Source organism: Methanosarcina sp. DH2, from assembly GCF_020804225.1.
Classification (GTDB): Archaea; Halobacteriota; Methanosarcinia; order Methanosarcinales; family Methanosarcinaceae; genus Methanosarcina.
Genome location: NZ_WJBI01000026.1, coordinates 1 through 25,709 on the forward strand (window position 1 = coordinate 1; position 25,709 = coordinate 25,709).

Consider the following 25,709-nt stretch of genomic DNA (forward strand, 5'->3'; position numbering starts at 1 on the left):
GGGTAGAGCCTCTGGACTCGCTCTCATTAGAGAGGGGGATGAAGGAAGAGGATCGCTCAGATATTGTTTTTAGGCTGAGTAGTCTCAAGGAAGCCCCTCCCTCAGACGATCCGGTTTGCCGGATTGGACAGGGAGGAGTAGTTCACTTTTTTGTCTGTTATTTGAAAAAAGAAAGGAAAAATCAACTCATTTGTTGAATAAACATTAATTTCCGCAAAAAAGCGGTTTAAAATTGGTTTTCTTTCTTCAGTGTCCCGCTTTGAGAAGTTTACAGACATTTTCCACTTCGGCTCTGAACTGGTCCTGGGTAATCCCGAAAAGGCCTGCAAGATACATGGCTCCGCCTGCACCTGCACCTTCTTTTATAGTGCCATTTTCATACCTGTGAAGCCCTTTAAGGCTTGACTTGCCGAAACCAGGGTCTGCAACGTACACTACAGGTACCCCAAGAGTTCTGGTCAGCTCAATGAAATTTGCGGATTTATCTTCCACTACATAGCGTGTGGTTGCGATAGCGAGCTTTTCCGTATTGAATCCCAGGTGTTTAATCAGGGCGTAAACTGCTGCCATCTGAGTCCCACCGGCAAGGACAACACTGGTTTCAGTGCCCTGGAAGCCTGCAACAAGGCCTACGACTGCAGGCATCATAGGATCTCCCATACAGGCAATAGCTTTCATGGGGTCGTCTTTCAGGCAGCCAAATGTAAGACCTGAGGCTTTCATTCCTTCTTCAACAACCTGTTTTTTAAGCTCAAGGGGATTTTCATCTGCGCTACTGCTAACATTTCCATTATATCCGAGCGTCATTAAAACTCCCATTGCCGTTGTTGTGCCTCCGGGGATGCTTTCTCCGATAATTACCTGATCTACCTGGTTTCTGAGCCTCTTGGCAAGGAATTTTGCTCGCTCGTAAATGCCCTGTACATCTCTTACTGCAATCGACTTCCGGATATCCTCTCCGGGCCTTGCTTTAAGGTCAATACACGGGACCTCCGGCGTTACTATTAAGCCGGAATTTATGAAATGATAGGGAACGTCAGTAAGCTTCAGCGCCGAACGGGTCATAATTGCAGGGGTTGGGGTGTCATAAGGAGGAGTCATGGGAAGCACCGGTACACTGATAATGTTTCCTGTTTCCATAAGTTCCGCATCCCCTGCAGGCGTATAGTCCGTAAGTTCAGCTGTTTTCCCTGCTGCTGAGAGTTTGGGTATATGTGCTGTTTTTGTGCTGGAAAGTATGCACAAAAACATCGGTTTTTTAGGCTTTTTCACTACTTCCGGTTCTATCCAGGCCATTCATATCTCCTCTATGAAATTAACGCAGATAAGTCTATACATCGCAAATAAGTCTATAAGTCACGGATAAGTCTGTGGATAATTCTCAAACTTTTTTCCGGAATGGATTTCGTATAGATAAGCGAGTTCCATGCATAAATTGAGATAAATTGATGTAAATTTCCTCGAAGTCCAGTGAAGAATTCTTCTACTTAGTATTTAATATTTATCGGCACTCAATTATATTTTAATTATACTCAAATTAACTTTACTTTATTTTGCCCAAATTCCAGAACCAGTTGATTAGTCTTCAAGAAACATATGGTAAAGATCAGTTGTGTAAAGGTATAAGGACATTTCATGTATCTATTTTGACTGAAGCCGGGCATTTATGATATGTTAGTTAGTAGAGGTTAATGCCCTGAAAATAAACCTTCCCGGGAAGGGCTGCCAGTTTTTTTTTGAAAAAAAATAGAAAATGACCGTCTGAAGGGATTTTCTCTCTGCATTTATCCTTATGATTATCTTACGCATCTATCCTTATGTTTGAAAACCCGGATTCTTTAAGGTAAATCGTATAAAAGAAAAAACCAGAAATATGAGGCGCAGCTGCCCCATATTTTCCTGCTAATATTTAAGAAATGATGTTTGCCTGGCTCAGTATGTTCTTGCAACGTAAACGCGGGTCTCTGTTTCTTCTCCGCAGGAAGGACATTTTTCCTTTCCTTTTCCTCTGGGGGTGAGGGGAATTCCAAGGATACCTGCCCCTATCCGGTCTTCCATTGCAAGTCCGCACTCTCTTTTGCCGCACCAGGGGATTGTTGCAACTCCTTTCTGAATCTTTTCCTTTACTTCATCAAGTTCGGTGCAGTCAAAGATACGGCTTTCGAGTCCAGACTCAGCTTTTTCATAAAGGCTTTTCTGGATTGCCTCAAATTTCAGGCGAACTCCGGTCTCGATCTCGGAAAGAGGGATCTGTTCCTTTTCCCCTGTATCTCTCCTGACAGTGACCGCAACACTATTTTCCAGGTCTCGGGGACCGATTTCAATCCTGAGGGGTACGCCTTTCATCTCCCATTTGTAATACTTTGCTCCGGGACGCAGGTCACTTGCATCGATCTCTACCCTGATACCTATTTTCTTCAGGCGCTCCTGGACATCCCTGCAGGCTGCAAGCACTTCTTCTGCCCCTTTCTTGAATATGATCGGGATAATGACTGCCTGTACAGGTGCTATTTCGGGAGGCAGGATAAGCCCTTTGTCATCTCCGTGGATGGAAATAGTGGCTGCAATGCATCTTTCTGAAATCCCGTAACATGTCTGGTGAGCATAGCGCTGTTCGCCGTCAGGAGCCTCGTACTTGATATCGAAGGTCTTTGCAAAGTTGTCGCCAAGGTGGTGGACAGTTCCTATCTGGAGTGTCTTCCCGTCAGGCATCACGGCATCAATAGCATCGGTGTAGTCTGCGCCAGGGAACTTATCCCAGTCAGGTCTCCTTGAGCGGAGCACAGGGACTCCCAGCCTGCGGTATATCTCGGTATATAGCCCAACAGCTTCCTTTACCTGAGCCTCTGCGTCTTCCCAGGTGGCGTGCACTGTATGGGCTTCTTTAAAGGAAGTGATCTCCCTGAGCCTTATCAGAGGGCGGGTGTGTTTTGTCTCATACCGGAAGGTGTTGACTATCTGATAGAGCTTGAGAGGAAAGTCTGCATGAGACCTGACCCACATTTTGTACATCGGATATATTGCAGTCTCACTTGTGGGACGGAGAGCAAGGGGTATGTCAAGAGGGTCTTTTCCTCCATGGGTAACCCAGTATACCTCATTCTCAAAGCCTTTGATATGCTCGGCTTCTTTCATGAACTCATTTTCGGGGATAAGCAGAGGGAAGAGAGTTTCCTGGTGTCCGCTATTGTCAAGAATTTCCCTTATGATATTGTAGGTATTCCTCCTTATGGCAAAACCGAAGGGGTACCAGACGTAAAGTCCCTTTACAGGGTAGCGGACATCCATTATTTCTGCCATCCACAGGAGTTCATTATACCAATCACTGAATTCCTCTTTTGGAGGGAGTGCTGCTTCTTTTTCGCTTTCTGCCATACCTTCACCGTATTATTGTGATTTCAGTTAATTCTTATGATAACCCTATCTGAAACTAGTTAATCCAGCATAGTGACTTCATCTATTACCTTATAACGGGATGTTGTCAGGTTATATGCCAGGTTATATATGAGGTGCTGTTACGTATTACGAGATTATTGTTGCATAATGGGATGTCGCTATCTCATATAATAGAACTAAGGACTGGGCTTCCTGGCGGCGTAACGACCTTAGCCGCAGGCACATTGTATTTTTCAACCCGTCACCTATCCGGAAGGCTCTGCTCATGGCTTTTCCGGTTTTGCACCCTGAGCGGCATATTCCTGCTGCTCCGTTTCAGTAGAAAAAATACATGTGCAGCCCTTGACGTGCTTGCCTTTATTGAAATAAAAGTAAATAACTATATGGGGGCTCCACCCCCAGAAATCCTGGCCGGGCTGTTACTAAAAATCGGAAAAAAGAATTAATCTCCTCCGAGGGGTTGGACGTTATCCGAAGTATCATGTTCAAGTTCGGATTTATCAACATCGAAAACTATCATGCCGGTGTTTAGCTTCTCAGCCTCTTCTTTTGAGAGGCTTGTAGCAACAGCCTTTTTTGAAATTATTGCGCTGTTCCCGAGTGGATCTTCAATAATGACTGTAATCTTTCTCTTGCTTTCCATCACTTCATTGAGCATGCACAGGAGTTCCTGGCTGCGGGCGAACTTCTCTTCATCCTCCTGCACCCATTTGCTGGCGGTCATAAGGACATTCTGGACCCTCTGCAGCACACCTTCGATGTTCGTTATATACGAATCAGAAACCGTGCCGGGCTCTACAGCAATCCCCATTTCCGGAATGCGAATTGTTCCTGAAGTTGAGCGGATGACTCTTGCATTCAGGTCTTCCTGGCTCTCTACTGACAGCTCGTAGCGCATGGGCTCCTTACTGGAGAGGATCATAGTATCTGCAAAACGGAAAGTGCACTCGCATCTTGCAGTTATGTACATGATCTCACCGAAGTAGGGGATATTATCTCTCTGCCACTTCATTACAAGGTCGCTCTGACACAGAGGGCAGGAGATCCTTGTCTCAAAGTTTTCATTCTTAAAATAATCCTGATTCAATATTTTCCACCAATAATCTTTGATCTGTCGATTTTAATGCCAGTAGGAGTTACAATCACAGTGTTTCCTTTGACGCCTGCAATATCTCCATGGACATCGACAACAACATCTTTCAGCTCTTTTAAAACCCTGTCCCTTAGCAGGTCATCGCCTCTGATGTTTGAGATATCAACCATAAGGATGTTTCCGTTGTAAATTTCCTGCTTGAGTGCGGAAACCTGGTTGATGCTTGATACTTCTGCAATTTTTACGTAAGTCTCTGCAGGCTCGTCCTCCATGACTTCTTCATATTTACTGAGGTCTATTTCAGTGTAATCTTCGGCACTGGTTGAACTTTTTACACTGCCGCCAAGGATTTTGTCTATGAGTTTTGCCATTTATGCACGCCTTTTGTATTTTTTTAAATTTGGATAGTACTGTCCTATATTGGAATCTATATTAATTAATTTTGCTATTATAAAGCCACACTGGTTTCCAGCTTCTGTTCAGAAGTTTTTTCGTTTACTGTAGAACAATTCATTCCTGAACAAAGTACCTCTCTACAGGCACTCTTAGTACTCTTATAACTCAAAATTCCAGATTTTATCCCCTACATGGGATATTGACTTTATGGCTTTTCCCGAATCTGCATCAACCATCTGTTGCCCCTCCATAAGGGCTTTTCCTATTGCAAGAGGTTTTCTGTGAGTTTCTTCTACTACAATCACAAAGTCCCCTTCTTTTATTTCATGGTCAGCTTCCACGATTCCGGGAGCCATAATGTCCGCTCCGTTTGAAACAAAACGAATTGCTCCTTTGTCTACGATAACAAGACGTTTTTGCAGCCCCATCTCAAGAGCTCCGCGGACCGTAGGGAAAAGATGCCCCTCTATTTCAAACAGAAGAGGCCTGCCTTCCACAAGGATAAGGGAATATTCATCCAGGGTAACCTTTTCGAGAGTCTTGTTTTCCAGCTCTATCATCTCTTCACCGAAGGCGGACTCAAGATCTTTTAGCATCTTAATCTTTGCATTTTTCCTCAGCTGAACTCTTGACTTTACTTTCAATTAATCACCTGATTTCAAAAAGTTGCGGTTATTCATAGGATAGGGTTTTTGAGCCTTTTAAAGCTTGTGTGGGGGCTCATATGCGATTTTTCCCGAAGACTTAATCTCTCTGTATGTTTTTTATTCATTGCTCCTGGCTTCTGCTCAACGTATTAGGTTTTTATTCAATTTTTATAAAAAGTATTATAAGAAGCGCCAGAGAACTTCCGAGAAATACTGTTTCATAGCCTAAAGGCTCTATAAATAAACTTCCAAAAACCGGTATCAGCCCGAGACCTGCATAAATTCCTGTATTAAATAGCCCCATTGCAACCCCACTCGAGCTGATTCTGGATACGGCAGCAACGAGGCCTATAACTGCAGCCCCTCCTCCTGCACCGATAAGGAAGAATGCCAGCAGAGGTGCTTTTACAGAGAGCAGAATCCCTGCAGCTGTAAGGATTACTCCTGCTCTTACTATGCTTTTATAATCCGCCCTGGTCCTTCCTGCAGCAAGGGAGCTTAACATTGCAGCCACGTATGAGGCAGAAATTGCAAGACCCAGCTCCGGTTTTGTTAGGAAGCCTGCACTGTAGTCCGCGTAATTTGAAGTCAACAGGCCTGTGGCTCCGTAGAGGAGAACTGAGATTCCCCAAAGTTTCCAGAAGCCGCTTTCAAAAAAGGCTTTTCCGGATTTTTCCAGATACTCGCCGGGTTTGAAAGTCACCTGGTTTTCAGGTTTCTCTCCTGAAGAGTCTCTAATATCTGAGGCGCCGGATTTTTCCTTTTTCCTGCCAGAGTTATCCGAATATATCAGTTTCCAGGCTTCCCGGAGAAAGAGGGCAAAAGAAAAGCCTGCAAGTAAAGTAAAGATGCTTATTGCAGTCTTGATCCCCAGTTCTGCAAGCATACCTGAAAAAAAAACTCCTGCAGCGAGTCCGGCATTTAACAGGAAATTAAATTCTCCAAGGCTTTGCTGGCGGTCTTTCCATTCCGAAAGTATGGAAAAAGCAGCAGGAAAAAAAGCCCCGCAGCCCAGGCCTTCTACGAAGCGTGAGATGCCAAGAACCCACAGGTTATCGGAAAAGGAAATAAAAAGTCCTGAAATAACAGTAAGTGTGATTCCCAGCCCTGCTACTTTCAGGTTTCCTGTCCTGTCCGCAAGGATTCCGAAAGGGAGCAGAGTGAGCAGGGCTCCTATAAAATATCCGGAATAAAGTAAGCTTGAGATGGCAGGGCTTGCGTTTCCCTTTCCTGCAAGCTCAGGAAGGACAGGGATTGCTGCATTGGAAAGACCCTGAATAGCAAAGACTGAAGAGTAAAGTATGAGTTTTTTCGAGTTCATGAGTTTTTCGGTTGTATATTTTTGCCAGTAATTCGGTCTTCTGTAACCGGTTATTTGATTTTTGCAATCGATTTTTTCCGCAATTTGATTTTTCAGCAGGCTTCCTATTTTCTGATTTTCCTGGGACCGAATTCTTTAGGATCCTTATTATGAATTTTTTCTTTTTTTACTGATGTCTTTATCTTTTTACTTGATATCTTTTTTACTTGAATCCTTGCTTCTGTCAACTCTTATTTGCTCTGGGCCCTGTTTTTCAGTCTTTCAATAGAAGAGTTCCTGCGAGAATACATCCGTTTGCGATAAATAACTTCTCAAAAGTCAGAACCTCTGTAAGGAGCCCTGCAGCAATCGGAAGCAGAGAAAGTCCTGCATATATGGTTGTGTTAAAGAGCCCCATGGCAAGACCTCTGTCTGCATCCATTCTTGCAACAGCAAGGGCAAAACCTACCATTGCAATTCCTGACCCGCCTCCAAGGCTTGAGAAGCCCAGGAAGGGGTGATTGATAGCAAAAAAGGCCCCAAGGGCAGAAAAAACCAATCCTATCCAGATTACGGTTTTTTCCTTTACGACAAAACGCCCAACCAGAAGAGAAGTGACCATGGCGCAGATATAGAGGCTTGCAATAGCGCTTCCAAGCTGGGCTTTTGTTAAAACTCCAAGACTATAGTCCGGATAGTAGGCTATGAGAACCCCGACAGCTCCGTTAAGGATGAAAGAACTCAGCCATATCACTGAATTGTGGCGGTTAAGGAGCCCTGCAACTTCCCTGAAAGAATGTTTAAAATAATTTTTATGAGAGCTCGGGCCTGACAGCAAATCCGATTTCTCACCTGTTTCTTTTGGATTAATAAGCTCTTTATAGCTGGGAAGAAGAGGGATAACCAAAAGAAGAGATAAAAAAGTGAAAATAAGGACAGCGCCTTTGAGGAATATTTCTGCCAGTAGCCCTGAGAATAGAGCTCCTGCAGCCAGTCCTGCATTGAAAAGAAAGGTAAATTCTCCCATGCGGCGTCCGGGGTCTTTGCACTTTGAAAGTGTAGAAAATGCTGCGGGAAAAAAAGCTCCGCAGGCAGAACCTTCAACAAACCTGGCAATTAAAAGAGCCCAGAGGTTTTCGGAGAAAAGGATAATCAGCCCTGAAATGACTGTAAGGACAATACCAAGTCCTATGAACCTGAGATTTCCGAACCTATCAGCCAGAATCCCGAACGGGAGCATTGTTGCAAGGGCTCCCAGAAAGTACCCTGAAAAGAGCAGGCTTGATGCGAGTTCCCCATACGTACTGTGGTAATGGGCTGCAAGTTCCGGAAGGATAGGTATTACAGCATTGGAGAGCCCCATAATTGCAAAAACTGCAACATAAATTAAACGCCTGTCAGGGTTCATAAAACTAAAAACCCGCAATCTCGTATAAGTTTCTTATTGTGGTGTTCTTTCAGAGCCTGTTACTTAGAGTATGTTACCTCTTTTTGAATGTCCTGCGGGTTTTTCTCTTGGACAGGCACAAAATATATATGCAAAACGTAGAATTCAAAATAGTGTTCTGGCATGATATTTTTGATATTATATTAGACTGGAATGAAATGCATAGCTATTTATATAATTAATTTGAATAGGTGTTATTGTGAGTAATGTGAGCGGGAAACTTTTTTCACATACCATACCCCCCACTCCCCATATGACCCCCCACTCCCCAACCCGCTCACACTACTTCTAATTATCCAGCATTTTTTTATCTATTTCTTCCTTTTTTGTCTATTTATGCCAGATCAAATTTTTTCTGTTGCTTCAGCGGATTTTTCAGCGGGGGCTTCCTGACTTTTTCGGTTTTTACTATGTTGCAGTGATTCAGTAATTTGTTTCTTGTCATGCATTGTGATATGGGGTTATAATAAGGCTCTTTACCTGGTAATCTAACCCTCGGATTGTTTTAGTCAAGAACTATCTATTAAGTCTAAACTTTCAGCGAATTTTACTACAATTAATTTTTCCTATTTAAGAACAATGAAATTACTTGCTTATTATCTTTTCTATTTTTATCTTTCTGTTCCGTACTCATTAAAGTCTTATTATTTCCTTTTTTCGTTATTCGTTTCTTTATAAAATGCCTTATGAATGTTTTAATCCCAAAACAAATTAATTCTGTTTTGTAAGAAGCAAATTACTTATAAATGTAAAATTCTTGGAGGGTCACTATTTGACTATAAAATAATAAACATAAAATTGTATGAAACTGATAATTTTTGCAGGAAACTTATGGAATAAAAGTAAAATTAATCCCGGATTCTACTTATTGAAATTAAGTAGTTATGTAAAAGTTGAGTATGCTATAAAAGTTGAGTATTCTATGATAACAGCCTCAAAGCACAGACAAGCCCTAGAGATGTAGAAAACAGAACTGAAAACCGGTAAATATTAATTAATATAATATAAATGATAACACATCATAAAAAAGTAATATGTGAAATTGGGGGATGAATCCCGGTTTAAGGGATTCCAGATCCTTCTCTTTCCTTAAAATAGGCCGCTGTGAATTATAAGGGATGAGAAGAGAATTGCCACCATGTTCACAACTTTAATCAGGGCGTTAAGGGCAGGTCCAGCAGTGTCTTTGAAAGGGTCGCCTACAGTATCCCCGACGACTGCAGCTTTATGAGCTTCTGAGCCTCTTCCGCCGTAATTTCCATCTTCAATCAGTTTTTTTGCATTGTCCCAGGCTCCTCCTCCATTATCCATCATGAGGGCGAGCATAAACCCGACTATAATAAGCCCGATGAGAAATCCTGCAAGCGCTTTCGGGCCAAGGATGAACCCTACAAGCAGAGGTACGATTACTGCAAGGAAGCCGGGCATTGCCATCTCATGGAGGGCTGCTTTTGTCACGATGTCAACACAGCGCCCGTATTCCGGCTTTGCAGTCCCTTCCATAATGCCAGGAATCTCTCTGAACTGCCTGCGGACTTCATTTACGACTTCAAAAGCAGCTTTTCCTACTGCACTCATTGTAACTGCACTGAACACGAAAGGCAGGAGGGCTCCGAGAAGAAGCCCTGCGAGCACCACCGGATCATCGAGGTTCAGGGACTGCCCCTGAAGGTTTACCTTGCTGCGGTAATGTGCAAATAGGGCGAGTGCACCCAGAGCTGCCGAACCTATAGCATATCCCTTGGTAACAGCCTTTGTAGTATTCCCCACTGCATCAAGGGCATCCGTAACTTTTCTGACCTGAGCCGGAAGATTTGCCATCTGGGCAATTCCTCCTGCATTGTCTGTAATGGGGCCGTAAGAGTCCAGAGCAACTATCATGCCTGTGGTTGAGAGCATTGCAACGGCTGCAATGGCAATTCCGTAAAGCCCTATCCCTGCGTCTGCAGCTCCCCCTACAATAAAGTATGAAGCGAGTATGCCTACCACAATTATTACGGTAGGTACGAGCGTGCTTTCAAAACCTATTGATAATCCTGAAATAATATTGGTTGCAGCCCCTGTTTCTGAAGAGGATGCAATTGTCTTTACCGGTCTGTAGCTTGTAGAAGTATAATATTCCGTAATCATCACCATAAGCACCGTGATAATGATACCTACGAGAGTAGCATAAAAAAGCCTTATATCTCCCATAAGGGAATCGGTTACGAAATAGAAAGCAATCAAACTGATAATTGCAGAGCCACCTACACCTTTGTAGAGAGCCTGCATAATCTTCCCTTCTTTTCCTATTTTCACAAAGAAGACAGATATAATTGATGCAAAAATTGCGACAGAACCAAGTATCAGCGGGTAGAGTATAGCATTTTCGTAAGTGCCGGTAATGAGGGAACCGAGGAGCATGGCAGCCAGAGAAGTAACCACATATGTCTCAAAGAGGTCTGCCCCCATACCTGCACAGTCTCCCACATTGTCACCTACATTGTCAGCAATAACTCCTGCGTTCCTGGGGTCATCTTCGGGAATTCCGGCTTCTATCTTACCTACAAGGTCGGCACCGACATCAGCAGCTTTTGTAAAGATCCCTCCGCCAACCCTAGCAAAGAGGCTGATAAGGCTAGCTCCGAAACCAAATCCTACAACCAGGTCAACATCCCCATACAGGATGTAAAAGCCACTTGTCCCGAGCAGTGCAAGCCCTACCACTGCAAGTCCTGTCACAGCCCCCCCGCGGAATGCAACTGACATGGCTTTCTCAAGCCCGCTTGATGCAGCATGAGCGGTCCGGACGTTTGCCCTGACTGAAACGCTCATCCCTATATAACCGGCAGCAGCCGAACTTATGGCTCCTGCAAGGAACCCGATGGCGATTTTCAGCCCATCATCAAGCAAAACGAGAATCAGGAACGAAAGAATGATTGAAACCATTGCAATCGTTTTGTACTGACGATTTAGATAAGCCATGGCCCCTTCCTGAATCGCTCCGGCTATTTCCTGCATTTTCTCATTGCCGGTATCTTCCTTCAGGATGCTTTTTGCGAAAAAAGCAGCGAATACCAGACTTATAACGCCTGCTAAAGGAGCAATAAATATTAAACCTTCCATAAATTTCCTATCCTTTGGTTTTGATACCCATTCACATTAACATATTTTTATAATCCCTTCAAGACTTCCTATCCTTTAGCGTCGATTTCCCTCTCATTATTTCCCTTTCATTATTTCCCTTAATACATTCATACATATATTTCTTTGAAATTTATCATGATTTTACGTATCAATTTAGTATTACTTTCAAGTATAATCTTTAATTGTCAAAGCCTCATTTTCGACGAAAGCGTAAATAGTTATTTTTTATATAAACTTTTGTGCCATTTTGCCTTATGGAAGGTTTATTTGCTCCTTACAATACGACAATTTTTTTCTCCTAAATAGTGATAAACAGAACTCGAATCTCCAGTATATGGAGTATATTTAAAGGCAAAAAGAGGGTCAGATTAAGGGTTTACTCAATATAGTCTCCGGAAATACCTGTGATTATTGTCCCGTGTTCTTTCCGGTACTTCTTTCGACGCTCTCAGTTTTGTCTCTGATTCTGTAAACAGATAGTGGATAAGAATGGAAATGAGGACGAAGAAACTGTTTTTTTCATTCTGTTCACCATTAGATATTTATTTATTCTACTAGCAAGGTAATAAGTTGCCGTATTCCTCCATCATTGAGAGGGGGAACCCTGGTTTTTTGCCTTGAGGGAATTGGGCAGGGACCAGACATGAGCAGGGGCCGTTCAACCTTTAAAGGTCTCATGTATCAGTAAGAGCTGTCTAATCAGGATGAATTGCCTGAATAATACAAGCATTCAACCAGCAAAAGTCGTTTAAATCACAGGAGCTATCTAAAAAACAAATCTATAACAAAAAAAGAAGGCAAAGTACCAGTCTATATTAGTCTATGGAACAGGCAGAATATAACTGTTGAGTAGATTTATATAAGATTGTAGCAACGTGTCTGTCCGCAATGATAAATTTTTGTTGTGTAGGGGCTGAAATTCCCAGTTCCTTCGGATTTTCAATGGAAAATCGAGTATTAATTTATATACAAAGACTCATTTATTATCACAAAAAGTACTTTGGAAGATTACTATCTTAAAGTGCTTTTGATGTGTTTTCCGGTAGGATGGTTGAAATTATGGATATGTTAATCTACCTTGCACCAATATGTGCCCTTATTGGTCTGATTTTTGCAGGTATATCCTACAAAAACGTCCGAGATGAAGGCGAGGGTAATGATCTTATTAAGAAAATTACTGCGTCAATTCACGGTGGAGCTATGGTCTATCTTAATAGGCAATACCGTGCGATCGCTGTTTTTGTTGTTTTCCTTGCAATCGTAATTGCGTTAATTCTGCCAAACGGAGTTCTCACCGCAGCATGTTTTGTTCTCGGTGCAGTGCTTTCCGCAACAGCTGGATATGCAGGGATGCTTACGGCTACTATTGCAAATGGGCGGACCACACATGCTGCCACTCGAGGTATTGGTCCGGCTTTTAAGGTCTCATTTGCATCCGGTACCGTAATGGGAATGAGTGTCGTAGGCCTCGGTCTCTTTGGACTGTCCATGGCATTTATAATTCTTGGAAGTACCTTTACAGACCTGGACCTGCTCACTACCGTAAACATCGTTGCAGGTTTTTCACTTGGAGCTTCATCTATCGCCCTCTTTGCGCGTGTAGGCGGCGGGATATTCACAAAAGCTGCTGATGTCGGTGCCGACCTTGTAGGCAAGGTCGAAGCCGGGATTCCGGAAGACGACCCGAGAAACCCTGCTGTAATTGCCGACAACGTCGGAGACAACGTCGGAGATATTGCCGGAATGGGAGCTGACCTTTATGAATCATATGTAGGTTCAATTGTTGCAACAATGCTTCTTGCAGCGTCAACAGCAGCAACGACTTTCCCTGGCATTCCAGTTCAGAATGTTGTTCTGGTTCCACTGATTATTTCAGCTGTTGGAGTTCTTGCATCTATTATCGGTACTTTTTTTGTCCGTACAAACAAGACCGAATCTTCAGCAATCCACATGGCATTTAATATGGGGCTGATTGTTGCAATCGTTCTTACTGTCATTGCTTCATATTTCGTTACAGGCCAGCTCCTTGGAGAGTACGGGTTGAATGTATTCTTTGCAACCGTTGCAGGGCTTGTTGCAGGTTTCCTCATCGGGCAGATAACGGAGCACTATACATCATATGATAAAAAGCCGACTCTCAGTGTTGCACATTCCTGCCAGACAGGCTCAGCTACAAATATCATCACAGGTTTTGCAAAAGGAATGGAGTCAACTCTCTGGCCTGTTATTATTATCAGTATTGCAATCTATATTTCGTTCCAGCTCGCTGGTCTCTATGGTATAGCTATTGCAGCTGTCGGAATGCTTGCAACGCTCGGGATCTCCCTCTCAGTCGATGCTTACGGCCCTGTAGCTGACAACGCAGGAGGTATTGCAGAGATGTCCCACCAGAAGAAAGAGGTGCGCCAGATTACCGATACGCTTGATGCAGTAGGAAACACTACGGCAGCTATGGGTAAAGGTTTTGCAATCGGGTCAGCAGCTCTTACTGCACTTGCCCTCTTCGCTTCATATGGTATTGCAGTCGGTCTCGATGCTATTGATGTTATGAATCCTAATGTCTTCATCGGGCTTACAATAGGTGCAATGCTTCCTTACCTCTTCTCATCAATGACCATCCTGGCTGTCGGAAATGCAGCAGGTGAAGTGGTTGTTGAAGTGAGGAGACAGTTTAAAGAAATTGTAGGTTTGATGGAAGGCACAGCTGATCCGGATTACACCAAATGTATTGCAATCTCAACACACTCTGCTCTTAAAGAGATGATTCCACCCGGAATCCTTGCTGTTGTTGCACCCCTTCTAGTCGGGCTTGTGCTTGGCCCCGGTGCTCTTGGCGGACTCCTTGCAGGTTCTGTTGTTTCAGGTTTCATGCTTGCAATCACAATGTCTAATGCAGGAGGTTCGTGGGACAATGCAAAGAAATACATTGAACTCGGAAACTTTGGTGGAAAAGGTTCTAATGCCCACAAAGCAGGTGTAACTGGTGATACTGTAGGTGACCCTTTCAAGGATACGGCAGGTCCTGCAATCAACATCCTCATTAAGCTCATGAGCATTGTGGCTGTTGTGTTTGCACCCTTGTTTATATGATTTAGTTTTTCCCTTCTTTTTTTATTTTTTTATTTTAGCTTAGTTTACTCTGGTCTTCCTTTCAGTGTTTCTTTTACTTACTTTCCAGTATTTCTCTTGCTTAATCTATGGCAGGTTGTTTATTTCCTGTGTTTCTTACTGCTTTTTTTGATTATCTGAAGAATGTGCCCTTTCTTCCAGATCTCAAGTTTTCCGGTTTGATGGCTCATGAGGGTTGATGGCTCATGAATTAATTATCCACAGCTTAAGCTCTATTGCGTACCAGGGATAAATGCAAGGAACAAAAATAGCATAGCATCAGCTCTTCATTCCTTTCTGTCCCATAGGCAAGCCTCTTGTTCACACTACGTAAGTTATTCACACACGAGATTATTTACACACAATTTTTTTCACACACTACAGGCTGTTCGTACACGATGGTTATTTATGTATCGAATAGCCAAAAAGGAATACAGTTTCCTATTTGATATTAATACAGTAAAAACCTTTCGGTTTTATACGGTATTCCGGAAGAGTTTTCTGCCTTTAATCAAAAACAATTTCTCTGAATGTGAATTCAGCTATTTTTTAAAATTTTAATTTATTTTGTAAACCCACTTTCTAAATAAGAGAAAAAAAGACCCTATGTAAAGGAAGAATATGTAAGGAAGGATATGTAAGGAAAATATGTCTGTTTTTAAAGCAGCGGTTTTTTCGGCAGGGGGAGTTCAGTTAACTCCCCTTACCTGAAGCAGCTGGAATTCGATCTCATCAGGGATTGTAGCAAGGAACACAAAAGTGTTATACCCCAGTTTCTGTACTTCTTTGATTGCATGCGCCTGGGCTTCATTCAGGTCTCTTGAGTCACTCACAATACAGAAGGACTTCCTGTTTCCCGTATTCACAAGGAAATTAAACGTCTTCCCGTGGATATTGAGGAAAGCAACCAGGTTCTTAAGCTCGTCCCAGGTATTGCACATATGAATGTTCCTTGACCCCATATTTTCCACATACCAGTCCCTGCTCACATAAGAGTAAGAAGCATACTGTTCGTTCAATTCATCGTAGGATTTGATGATTTTATTGAGGTCTTTCCTCAGGTTTACCCATTTCCAGTCCTGTGTTGTGAAATAGCGGGATGCCACTATCTCAAAGATTGATTGCTTATCTTCATTTTCGAGTTTCATTTTCTCACATCTCCGTGTCACCTGCTTTCCGGTGTGTTCAGAAAACATCATCCTGGGCATAACTCCGGTTAAAGCGCAGGGCAAGTTCGGCTTTTTCCAGTTCTCTTCCGAGGTATGCAGCATGGTCCAGGCGCGAGACCAGATCAAGTTCAAGTAGCGTGTCCATAACTTCCCTGGCATTCTCTCCTGCAACAGTGGCTTTTTCATGTTCAGCTACGATCAGTCCGCCGTTTCCGCTTATTTTGTCCGGCACAATCCGGACGCGAATGGGGCCTGCAGGGTCTACACGCCAGTTCTTCGAAGCTCTGGCCATGATTACTTTTTCAGGGAGGGGGCTGTCAGGGCGCCTTCGTTTTTCCTTTATGCAGAGAAGGTCAATGCCAAGGTCCTTCGGGGAGCTTTCTCTTATCCTGCAAAGCTGCATCATCTCAGAGGCTTTTTTCAGCTCTCTTATGGAGCCCAGGGCTTTATCACTGTATTCGGGGGTAAAAAGGATACTCGCCCCTGCTTCTGCTCCTATCCCGCAGAGTGTGGCATTCACTCCTATTGTGTCCACGTCCATGAGTTCCGTTACATTGCCAGCTCCGAAGAATAGTGGAACTTCAGGATACATCCTGTGAAATTCATGGTAGCGCACAATGGATTCGGTTATATTATGGCCTACAGGATCAAGGACAGGGTCAGCTATGATTTTTTCAATTCCGAGCCTGCGGGCAGCTTCAATATTTCTTCTCAGGCTTTCCAGGCTGTTTCCTTCATCAGGAATTACAACTGCTGCAACGCCTGCTTCTGCAACCGCCGGACCTGCAGTTTCCATGTTCGTGCCGTTAAGGCTCAGAACAAGGTCTGCTCCCGCTTCTATTCCTTCTTTTATCATCTCAGGGTCAAGTGTATCGATACTTATGGGGGTGCATGTGAGGGCTTTTGCAAGGGTTACTGTTCTCCGGACCTGTCCTGGTAGGGTGTTAAGTGTAGCTCCGAGGTCGATAATATCTGCTCCACGGGCGATAAAAGCTTCGATTTTTATCTCCAGGTCCGCAGGGTCCATTTCCGCTGCCCCTACAATCTCTCCCATGACTTTCATTCGGGCATTCCCTCCAAGCTTTATTTCTCTGAGGTTAACAGAGGAAATGGCTTCTTCTTCGGTTTTCCTGACAAGCTCAAGAGCCATCTCCTTTCGCACATCTGCGAGAAGCTCACATGCCGGAACTTTTTCGGAAAACTCGACCTCCTCTACAAAATGGAGTACGAAGCTGAGGTCATAAGCGTGCTTTGAACCCAGCCGAATTCTGCAGCCCAGTTCATCCGATGCCTTTGAGAAGTCCCCTGCTACAAGCCCGGGAAGCAGAATAAGGTCATACTTTTTTGAAAACCCTGCCTCCTGATAAGCTCTAATTAGCTTTTTCGGGGTAATAAAAGCGGCAATATCAGTATCTGCTACAAGGACGTCTGCTTTTTCTCCAGCTGCTTTTCTCACGGTATTTTCCGCAAGCCGCCCTGTTGCAATCAAAATCTCCATGTTTTTTAGATAGAATCGCTAATAAAAAAGAGTATCTGTTCGATAACCACTTCAAAAAATGAGTGTCTGTTCAGGAAAAACCCGAGCTTCCTGCCTTGAGGGAGCGTCCTCCTATAAGTCCCGGATTGTTCTCCGGAAAAATCCGGAGAATAACCTGAGGGGAGCCCGGAGATCCTCGGGTCCGGGCTTTGTCTGAGTCTGGTTTAATTAATGAAATCAATAATCGATTCTTCGTGTTTTTTTCGGAGTGGTCCTGCAGTCTCTCTTCTCCTGTCCGCAGGTGGTATTCTCCCGAATCTCTTTTCCTGGATAGGCTCAGCCTCGGCTCTGGACTCCAGGATTCCAGCTCCCGCCTGAGGGCCCAGGATCTGGGCAGACTGGACACCTGTCATGATTGCCATTACCCGGACTTTACCTTCATAGTCGTCCCTGATCCTTGCGCCCCAAATTACATTGGCACTTGCGGAAAGTTCATAGGTAAGCATGGAGGCTATTTCCTCGGCTTCCTTCAGGCTAAGGTCAGGCCCGCCTGTTACATGGACAAGACTTCCGGTTGCACCTTTATAATCAACATCAAGCAAGGGGTGGTTCAGGGCAGTCCTCACGACTTCCGTGCTCTTGTCCTGGTTCTTGGATTCCCCAACAAGCATTACGGCAACTCCACCGCAGCTCATAATGGTCCTGATATCGGCGTAGTCAAGGTTGATCAGAGAGGGCACTGTGATGGTTTCAGTTATTCCTTTCACGGTCTCGGCGATTAACTGGTCCATTACTGAGAAAGCCTGGTCAATCGGAAGGTTAGGTACGTAGTTAAGCAACCTGTTATTGTCAAGGACAATTACTGTGTCTGCTGCCCTGCGCAGCTCTTCAAGCCCTTCTTCCGCTTTGAATATGCGGGCTCTTTCGACCCTGAAAGGGCTAGAAACCATACCTACGACGATTGCTCCCTGTTCTTTTGCAACTTCGGCGACTACGGGTGCAACTCCTGTTCCCGTGCCTCCTCCGAGGCCTGCTGTAATGAAAACAAGGTCAACATCCTTTAAAACTTCTTCAAGAGTGCCTCTTGCAAGTTCTGCGGCCTTTTTTCCTGTTTCAGGATAGCCACCTGCTCCCAGGCCTCTTGTAAGGGTTTTTCCTACAAGGATTTTCTTGTCAGCCCTTACATTGTCAAGGTGCTGTTTGTCGGTGTTAATGCAAACTGTTTCTGCGCCCTCGATTCCTATGTTGTAGAGCCGGTTTACAGTATTGTTTCCTGCGCCCCCGCATCCGACAATCATAATTCTCGGCTGCCCGAATTCTTCAATGTCTTCATCGGAAGAGGAATTTTTTCGGTATTCCTTCTCTTTTTCGCTGAATTTCATTGCTTCCTGTACTATAGATTGCAATTTATCCCCTCGGTGGATTTCGTTTATTGCACTATTTTTATTTTTTCCTTTGACTCCCCACCCTCTATATCGGGGGGCAAATTTCTATTTATATTCAAGTTAAATTGGGGATAACCTGTAAAAACCCGGTAAAAGATTTTCATCCGTTATCTTTAATACGTTGGTATTCTACTAATCTTAAACATTTCGGACATATTTAAACAGTTTTTTAAAATTGTATATGAAGTTTAAATATATCACCCATAAATTTCATATATTTTACTTTTTTCTGCCCTTATCCCTGAACACTCAGGGCGGAAAAGCAGAGAACTTTCATAATATTTATATACTAATATCTGAAGTTTTTTATGGGGTCTTGTTTGTCAGGAAAGCTTTCATGATTATGCATGTCAGGGCAGTTTTTATTTTCTTTCTTGCCCGCTATTTTGCTGGTTTGCTTTCCTCAAATTATTGGATATGTAGCCTCTATGCTACTTTTTCTTTGAGACTCCCAAACCGGGATATTTTCAATTTAATGAAACTGTTTATATTATTACTTTTAAGTAGAATTCTTATCTTAAAAACTTTTTCGGTATCTTTCTAAGATTTCAAGGCTCTTGCTTATTTTTTCCAGTAGTGTGAGATAGCTACACATAAGTGTTTATATAAATTTAAGTTAAATCTTTTAAGTTTTTTTAATCATCTACTCAGATTATCACTCAAAATCTTTTAATTAGTTTATTCAGTTTGTAAGTTCTGAATAATCTGTTTCTTTTTATACAGGAAAAATACGGATATTTAAAATCTTTTTAATATTTACTTATAATAATTTTTACCTGTTTAACTGAATGCTAATTATTTAACTGTTTCAAAGAGAATGCCGGGAAAGCTTTAAGACTGCAAAATCGTTTTTACTTTGAATTACCTTACCTTAACTCTGTACTTAAACTGCACTCCGGAAGAGTCGTAAATTATTCGTTAACTTTTTCAAATATTTCGAAATAATTTCAGTTTCTTTCGGTTCAGGAGCCAGAAGCGTGTTAAAAGCATTAATTTTTGATATGGATGGAGTTCTCGTAGACTCCATGCCCTTCCATGCAGCAGCCTGGAAAAAGGCTTTTCTTGATGTGGGTATGGAAATCCGGGATGAGGATATCTATGCAATTGAGGGTTCAAACCCCAGGAACGGCCTTCCCCTGCTGATCCGAAAAGCCCGAAAAGAGCCCGAAGATTTTGATTTTGAAACCATCACCGCAATCTACAGGCAGGAGTTTAAACGGATTTTCGAACTGAAGGCTTTCGATGGGATGAAGGAGTGCCTCGAACTGCTTAAATCACGTTTTCTTCTTTCAGTAGTCTCAGGTTCGGACCGCTTTATCGTTAACGGGATTCTTGACCAGCTTTTTCCCGACGTATTCGATACTGTAGTCACAGGGGATGATGTTCTTAACTCGAAGCCACATCCGGCTCCTTTCCTGAAGGCAGTTGAGCTTCTTAAGGTCGGGAAAAAAGAATGTCTCGTGATCGAGAACGCCGTCCTGGGCGTGGAAGCGGCAAAAAAGGCTGATATTTACTGTATAGGCGTTCCCACGTATGTAGAGCCTTCAGAGCTCGATAGAGCGGATCTTGTGGTGGGAGACCATAGAAAGTTGATGGAACATCTTCTCAGCCTTGAATTTGCTCCGGGTCACAGGTAATATAAAATTCCTCTAAAGGTACATAAACACCGTTTAAAGGCAATATAAAAGTCCTGTAAAAGTCTTATTTTACTGTTAATTTATCAACCATCTTCTTATCATTGCAAAAAATATTTCTTAAAAAAGATTGTGGCCCCTGAGGGGTCACAGTAGCCTTACAGTTTCGAGGTTTGTAAGAGCACGTGTCTCAATCTTAAGTTTCTTGTAAATAGAACTTGCCAGGTCCACACAGGCTTTCTCGTCTCCGTGTTCGGTGAATACTCTTTCCGGACGGGGCTGCATTCTCTTGACATACTCCATAAGTTGCCTCCTGTCAGAGTGGCCTGAGAAGCCATCTACAACTTGCACTTCCATGTTCATTTTCAGAATTTCGGTGTTTCCGCTCTTTCCTGTCATGGGGATTTCTTTCCATCCCTTCTGGATCCTGCGCCCAACAGTCCCGTCAGCCTGGTAACCTACAAATACAAGAGTATTGCGGGGATCTCCGGCAAAAGTCCTGAAATAGTCCATAATAGGCCCTCCGTTCATCATGCCCGAAGTTGAAAGAATCACACAGGGATGTGGGTTCTGAAGTATCTTCTGGCGTGCATCATGGGAGTCAACTGGTTTGAAACATTCTGAAAGGAAGGGGTTCTGGCCTTTCTGGAAGATCAGTTTCCTTAAATCATTGTTAAGATACTCGGGATGAGTTGCGTGGATTGCAGTAGCTTCCCAGATCATTCCGTCAAGGTAGACAGGGACTTCAGGGATAAGCCCTTTTCTTATGGACTCTTCGAGCACGATCATAACTTCCTGGCTTCTGCCCACAGCAAAAGCAGGGATTAGTGCAATTCCTCCGCGCTCAACAGTATTCTTTACCACCATCTGCAGATGCTTTTCAGCATCCTTAAGTGCAGGCTGGAAGGCATTAGAATTCCCATAGGTAGCTTCACTGATAACTGTCTCAACCCTGGGGAACTTGTTGACTGCAGGATCAAAAAGCCTGGTTTTCTCATATTTGTAGTCTCCTGTAAAGACTACGTTATGGAGCCCGTCTCCTATATGGAAGTGAGAAATCGCCGAGCCCAGGATATGACCTGCATTGTGGAAAGTCAGTTTAATATCAGGGGCAATATCCGTTACTTCCTCATAGTCGAGAGGTATGGTGTGTTTGAGGGTCTTTGCTACCATCCCTGATTCGTAGGGGATCTTCTTCCCTTCCTTAGCTGCCACGTCAATGTAGTCGAGCTGGAGTAGCACCATGAGGTCTCTTGTGGGAGGTGTACAGTAGACAGGCCCTTCATACCCGTACTTGAAAAGCAGGGGTACAAGTCCCTGATGATCCAGGTGCGCATGAGTAACTATAACGGCATCTATCTGGTTTAATGGAAAAACTTCAGGAACATAGAGGAAAGGAGTCATGTTCTCGTCAGAGCCCACATTAACTCCGCAGTCAATCAGAATTCTGGATTCAGGAGTAGAAAGCAAAAAACAGCTTCGACCTACTTCTTTACATCCCCCAAGGGCTGTAACCCTTACCCACTGGTCTTTTGATGTACACTCCCTGTGAATTTTCCTCCCCACGGTTTTAAGGATTTCTTTTCTTTCTTTGAGGTTGTTCCTCATGAACTCCCTGATATTTTTCACTGTACGGGACTTAATAGGAGGAGTCCTGACAACTTTGGGAATCCAGCCGATCTGTTTTGTAATTTCTCTCAGGGTTGCTCCATGCTTTCCTATTACAAGCCCTGGCTTTTCGGCTTCAATGATCACTTCTCCGGAATCGGGGTCAAAATAGTAGCTCGAGATTACGGATTCTTTTGGAACAACTTCTTCAATTATAGAAATAGAATCTTCAGGAGTTGCAAGCACCCTGGGATCAGGACGCATGGCAATCCGTGTCCTGAGTTCTTTTGCCAGGTTGCGAATAATATTCCCGTCGTCTGCGAATTTACGAGGTTCTTCAGTGTATAGAACAAGCTGAGGCCCTTCGAATTCAACGTCGGTAATGGTAACTCCTGCGGGTAGATTTTTCTCAATTTTATGTTTGAGGTCTAATAGCACATCTTCAATAGGCATTAAGAATCTTCCTTTTTGTCAAAAAATCAAAAAGTATCTGGATGTTGAAAAAATAATATTTGAAAAAGGTGTTAGTTTGTATATTGGAATAAAAAACCAACAGTTAAATTATTAGTTTAATGAAGCCCTTCTGGATTTTACTTCTTCAGGATCCAGCCTTTTGAATGCCTCCTTTGTAATTACGACTACATCGATATTTTCTCCGGAAGCTGAGTCTCTTTTCGTTGCATTGTGAATTGCCCGAATCGCAAGATCAAGACCTTCTTTCACAGCCATATCCTCCCTGTACTGGTCTTCCAGTACTCCGTAAGCCATGGGAGAACCTGAACCCGTTGACGAGATCCTTGTTTCTTCAATACTTCCTCCCAATGGGTCCAGTGAGTAGATTGCAGGTCCGTTTTTGTCAACCCCTCCGATAAGGAGCTGGACCATCATAGGGTAGTAGCGGTTAGCATTCAAGAAATTCGACATCAAAGTGGCAATGCCTTTGATTGTCATGGATTCGTTCCTGCGCATTTTGTAGAGTTGTGACTCCACACTTACCAATCGCACAAGCTGCTGAGCGTCCCCTACCGAGCCGGCAGTGGTCATTCCCACCAGGTCATCGATCTGGTAGACTTTCTTTGCAGTTTTGCTTGCGATGAAATGCCCCATTGTGGCCCGCTGTTCACTTGCGAGCACAATTCCGTCGGTACAAACTACCCCTACGGTAGTTGTGCCCTTTAGATATTTGTCATTATCCATAAACATACCCTCATGATAAGCTGAAAATGAGAAAATGTCGCTAAAAAAAATGTTTTAGTTGAGGTGAGCATTTTTAGCTTAAATCGCAGGATTTAGCAATCCATTATCTCATTATTAATATCGCTATATATAAGTTTTCCTCCTTTTTTCTAAATGCGTTTGCATTTAAAAACGGAGGATTATATGATAAAATAATTTTTCGGTTTTTCTATATACTAAATGTCTTTATTGAATATCTTTACTGAATATCTTTATTGAATATCTTTACCAAACATCCTAATTACTCTCATTACAGAAAAACCGGAGTTAGCTTGAACGTTCTTCCACTTCTTCAGCGAGTTTCTTTACTCTCTGAATTACGTGTTCGGATACGTTTTTTTTACGCATGAGTTTTACTCTGTCCTGTATCGTTATCCTGTTCGTTCCTTTTACAAGGTTGTCGGCATGAGCAACGATCTTTTCCTCCAGAGTCCTGGGGAAATAATCATCTTCTGGAAGTCCTAATCCCTTTGCTTCTTCTTTTGAGACCCCTGCGCCTATATGCCTTTTTATTATCTCGGCAACTTCAGGTTCGACTCCTCTGCTTATAGCCAGCTTGAATCCTTCAACTGCATGAGCAATCTCATGTGTCCGGCACCTTCCAGAGTCGTGTAACAGAGCCCCTACTTCTACAAGCTCCAGATTCACACTCTGTCCTGCCGCTCTCGCCTTTTCTGCAATCTCGACTGCCAGTGAGGAAACTTCCTTGCAGTGTTCGATTACATTCGGGGCACAGCCTGATTCTTCAAGCAGTCTTATTGCTTCGGCTCGGGTAGTCAAGATAAGTCCCTTATACAGAGCTCAAGGCATCCACGCGTTTTTTCAGGACTCCTACAAAACGGGAATTATCGTAGTAGACCAGGTCTTCTCCGCACATGGGACAGAGAAATTCCGTTTCCGTTGCTTCGTCAAAAAGAAGACGGACACAGCTTTGCGGGCAAACATAAAACACATTATTCTCCTCAAATTCAAGACGAGTTTTCAGGTTTCGGAGCAATCTTTTCTTTTCCCTCATAAGCTGGTGCTCTATATCGGAAAAGTCCAGATGCCAGAGATAAGTCAGCCATCCGCTATTTGAATCTCTTTCTCTGCGGCAGATTGCAAATTTATTTTCGTAAAGTATAAAAAGAGTTCTTCTCACAGTATTCAGCAGAACTCCGGTTTTTGTAGCAACTTCTTCATCCGTGACCTCGCCTTCGGGCATCCCTTCTATCATTTTAAGCCCTTCTTCCCCTACAAGGCTCATGAGGTATCCTCTAATTACCTTGTCATTCAAATCTACCAAAGTGTTCACCTCGCAAATCCCTTATATGAATTGAACATACCAGTATTAAAGTTTACATTGAGCTTTTTCTCAAAAAGATCTTTCATATCTGGAAAAAACTGCACCTTTAGCAACTGAACCTCATGCTTTTCCGGCAGGGCTCAGAGACTCTCTTTTTTCTGTCTTTCGGTCTACAATAAAAGTCTTTACCCTCTCTGCCCCTCCTTCGAGAGATCGGACTGCCTCGTCTCTTGTTGAGGCTAATGCAAACAGGGAAGTAAGAGGCCAGTCAGGCTCGGTAACAGTTCCCTGGGACGGAATATCAGCACTTTTTTCCCTGAGAATGACGTCCATGAGTTTTCTGTCTATAAAAAGTTCTCGATCCGAGTAAAAAACTCCCCGCGCAGCAAATAATTTCGCTTCTGGTTTTTCCGGTAGTTCTCCTCTAAAGCAACCAACGTGCGCTTCAAAAAGGTTAATTCCTGTCGCCTTTTCAACAGTATCCAGACTGCCCTGGAATCTCGGGTTCACTTCAAGCACTACAGGCCCTTTTTCAGTGACCAGAAAGTCAACTCCGTTTGAGCCGAGGAGCCCGAGTTCAAGCACGAGTTCTTCTGAAAGGGCTTCCATCTCTTCTGAGTATTCTGTCCTGAAAGGGGTTATATTTCCGCAGTAGGCAAACGGCAGTCTCGAGAGCCAGGGTATGCCTATTAATTGCTCGTTTACAGCAACTGCCAGGGATTCATTTTTTGTGGAAAGCAAAGAGACACTTGCAGGTGTTCCTTCCAGAAACTGCTGAACTATGATTTCCTTCTCTGTGATCTCCTGATCCAGCTCGGATAATTCTTTCAGAGCTGACAGCAGTTCCTGCCTATCTCCTGCAACCCGGTTGAATATTCCTCCGCCTCCTGATGCAGGTTTGAGAATTACGGGATATTCAATTGCGTCCAGCTCTTCAGGAGAATAACAGCGAGGGTGGGGCATCCCCATAGCTTCAAGCCTCTTTGCAAGGTGCAGTTTGTTTGAAGCTTCCTGTGCTGCCTCAGGGCTGCTGGCAAGTACAGGGCAGGGAAAACTGCATGGATCCAGCATTTCCATTCCCGAGCCCGGTACGATGGCGTCAAAGTCAAGCCCGAAAGCATTCATTTTAGCCATTATCCATTGAGGGTCAAGCCGGTGAAGTTCGCTTGAAGTCCTGCACTCAAGGAGTGCTGATGCATATGCGCATTCCTGCAGGTCAAGATCTCGGAAAGCATCTATAGAGCAGACAGTATAACCCGCCTTGCTTGCGGAGCAGGCAATATTTCGCGTATCAAACCCAATTGTAAGGATATTCTGCATGTTTCTCCGTTTTTTCGGATTT

At 43.4% G+C, this 25,709-nt stretch carries 21 protein-coding genes; 5 read left to right on the top strand and 16 right to left on the bottom strand.

The window, feature by feature from the left end:
• The coding region (locus FXV91_RS19020; RefSeq protein WP_229392367.1) for a hypothetical protein at positions 1-197 on the top strand (197 nt) is incomplete at its 5' end.
• 49 nt (positions 198-246) lie between these two features.
• On the opposite strand, the gene cobT is transcribed toward FXV91_RS19020, so the two are convergent.
• Both cobT and proS read right to left on the bottom strand, forming a co-directional pair.
• Positions 247-1,296: a nicotinate mononucleotide-dependent phosphoribosyltransferase CobT gene (gene cobT, locus FXV91_RS19025; RefSeq protein WP_229392368.1), complete on the bottom strand. Its 1,050-nt coding sequence runs from the start codon at positions 1,294-1,296 to the stop codon at positions 247-249.
• 636 nt (positions 1,297-1,932) lie between these two features.
• Positions 1,933-3,375: a proline--tRNA ligase gene (gene proS, locus FXV91_RS19030; RefSeq protein ID WP_229392369.1), complete on the bottom strand. Its 1,443-nt coding sequence runs from the start codon at positions 3,373-3,375 to the stop codon at positions 1,933-1,935.
• A gap of 161 nt (positions 3,376-3,536) precedes the next feature.
• On the opposite strand from proS, the gene FXV91_RS19035 reads away from it, so the two are divergent.
• On the top strand, positions 3,537-3,842 hold the full coding sequence (locus tag FXV91_RS19035; protein WP_229392370.1) for a hypothetical protein: 306 nt from the start codon (positions 3,537-3,539) through the stop codon (positions 3,840-3,842).
• Here FXV91_RS19035 and FXV91_RS19040 read toward each other — a convergent pair.
• From FXV91_RS19040 to FXV91_RS19065, 6 genes are all read right to left on the bottom strand, one after another.
• Complete coding sequence (locus FXV91_RS19040; protein ID WP_229392371.1) at positions 3,839-4,483, bottom strand: ZPR1 zinc finger domain-containing protein; 645 nt, start codon at positions 4,481-4,483, stop codon at positions 3,839-3,841. The genes FXV91_RS19035 and FXV91_RS19040 overlap by 4 nt on opposite strands.
• Positions 4,480-4,860 (bottom strand): cell division protein SepF, encoded by a 381-nt coding sequence (gene sepF, locus FXV91_RS19045; protein WP_229392372.1) that lies wholly within the window; start codon positions 4,858-4,860, stop codon positions 4,480-4,482. The genes FXV91_RS19040 and sepF overlap by 4 nt, the downstream gene beginning before the upstream one ends.
• A 183-nt stretch (positions 4,861-5,043) precedes the next feature.
• A complete protein-coding gene (locus FXV91_RS19050; protein ID WP_229392373.1) occupies positions 5,044-5,529 on the bottom strand; it encodes an RNA-binding protein in 486 nt (161 codons plus the stop codon).
• Between the two features lie 160 nt (positions 5,530-5,689).
• The gene (locus tag FXV91_RS19055) at positions 5,690-6,853 is read right to left on the bottom strand and encodes an MFS transporter (RefSeq protein ID WP_229392374.1); all 1,164 of its coding nucleotides are present in this window, start codon (positions 6,851-6,853) and stop codon (positions 5,690-5,692) included.
• 253 nt (positions 6,854-7,106) lie between these two features.
• Positions 7,107-8,240 (bottom strand): MFS transporter, encoded by a 1,134-nt coding sequence (locus FXV91_RS19060; protein WP_229392375.1) that lies wholly within the window; start codon positions 8,238-8,240, stop codon positions 7,107-7,109.
• A gap of 1,128 nt (positions 8,241-9,368) precedes the next feature.
• Entirely contained in the window at positions 9,369-11,384 is a 2,016-nt protein-coding gene (locus tag FXV91_RS19065; protein WP_229392376.1) for a sodium-translocating pyrophosphatase, read from the bottom strand.
• Positions 11,385-12,464: 1,080 nt separating this feature from the next.
• Between FXV91_RS19065 and FXV91_RS19070 the strand changes: the two genes are divergently transcribed.
• On the top strand, positions 12,465-14,495 hold the full coding sequence (locus FXV91_RS19070) for a sodium-translocating pyrophosphatase (RefSeq protein ID WP_229392377.1): 2,031 nt from the start codon (positions 12,465-12,467) through the stop codon (positions 14,493-14,495).
• Positions 14,496-15,202: 707 nt separating this feature from the next.
• Here the strand turns inward: FXV91_RS19070 and FXV91_RS19075 are convergent.
• The gene (locus tag FXV91_RS19075) at positions 15,203-15,661 is read right to left on the bottom strand and encodes a hypothetical protein (RefSeq protein WP_229392378.1); all 459 of its coding nucleotides are present in this window, start codon (positions 15,659-15,661) and stop codon (positions 15,203-15,205) included.
• A 37-nt stretch (positions 15,662-15,698) separates the two neighbouring features.
• Positions 15,699-17,180 (bottom strand): dihydropteroate synthase-like protein, encoded by a 1,482-nt coding sequence (locus FXV91_RS19080; RefSeq protein WP_229392379.1) that lies wholly within the window; start codon positions 17,178-17,180, stop codon positions 15,699-15,701.
• A gap of 58 nt (positions 17,181-17,238) precedes the next feature.
• Between FXV91_RS19080 and FXV91_RS19085 the strand changes: the two genes are divergently transcribed.
• Positions 17,239-17,376 (top strand): hypothetical protein, encoded by a 138-nt coding sequence (locus FXV91_RS19085; RefSeq protein ID WP_229392380.1) that lies wholly within the window; start codon positions 17,239-17,241, stop codon positions 17,374-17,376.
• Positions 17,377-17,383: 7 nt separating this feature from the next.
• Here FXV91_RS19085 and ftsZ read toward each other — a convergent pair whose 3' ends face one another.
• Positions 17,384-18,565 carry a cell division protein FtsZ gene (gene ftsZ, locus FXV91_RS19090; RefSeq protein WP_229392381.1) on the bottom strand — a complete coding sequence of 394 codons (1,182 nt, stop codon included), beginning with the start codon at positions 18,563-18,565 and terminating at the stop codon, positions 17,384-17,386.
• A 1,016-nt stretch (positions 18,566-19,581) separates the two neighbouring features.
• Here ftsZ and FXV91_RS19095 point away from each other — a divergent pair.
• Entirely contained in the window at positions 19,582-20,241 is a 660-nt protein-coding gene (locus tag FXV91_RS19095; protein ID WP_229392382.1) for an HAD family phosphatase, read from the top strand.
• Between the two features lie 144 nt (positions 20,242-20,385).
• Here FXV91_RS19095 and FXV91_RS19100 read toward each other — a convergent pair whose 3' ends face one another.
• The 5 genes from FXV91_RS19100 to FXV91_RS19120 form a co-directional block, all read right to left on the bottom strand.
• Entirely contained in the window at positions 20,386-22,299 is a 1,914-nt protein-coding gene (locus tag FXV91_RS19100; protein ID WP_229392383.1) for a beta-CASP ribonuclease aCPSF1, read from the bottom strand.
• A 111-nt stretch (positions 22,300-22,410) separates the two neighbouring features.
• Positions 22,411-23,043 (bottom strand): archaeal proteasome endopeptidase complex subunit beta, encoded by a 633-nt coding sequence (gene psmB / locus FXV91_RS19105; protein ID WP_229392384.1) that lies wholly within the window; start codon positions 23,041-23,043, stop codon positions 22,411-22,413.
• A gap of 306 nt (positions 23,044-23,349) precedes the next feature.
• On the bottom strand, positions 23,350-23,862 hold the full coding sequence (locus FXV91_RS19110; RefSeq protein ID WP_229392385.1) for a TIGR00295 family protein: 513 nt from the start codon (positions 23,860-23,862) through the stop codon (positions 23,350-23,352).
• 10 nt (positions 23,863-23,872) lie between these two features.
• On the bottom strand, positions 23,873-24,367 hold the full coding sequence (locus FXV91_RS19115) for a transcription factor (protein WP_229392386.1): 495 nt from the start codon (positions 24,365-24,367) through the stop codon (positions 23,873-23,875).
• A gap of 120 nt (positions 24,368-24,487) precedes the next feature.
• Positions 24,488-25,687 (bottom strand): ATP-grasp domain-containing protein, encoded by a 1,200-nt coding sequence (locus tag FXV91_RS19120; RefSeq protein WP_229392387.1) that lies wholly within the window; start codon positions 25,685-25,687, stop codon positions 24,488-24,490.
• Positions 25,688-25,709: the final 22 nt, after the last annotated feature.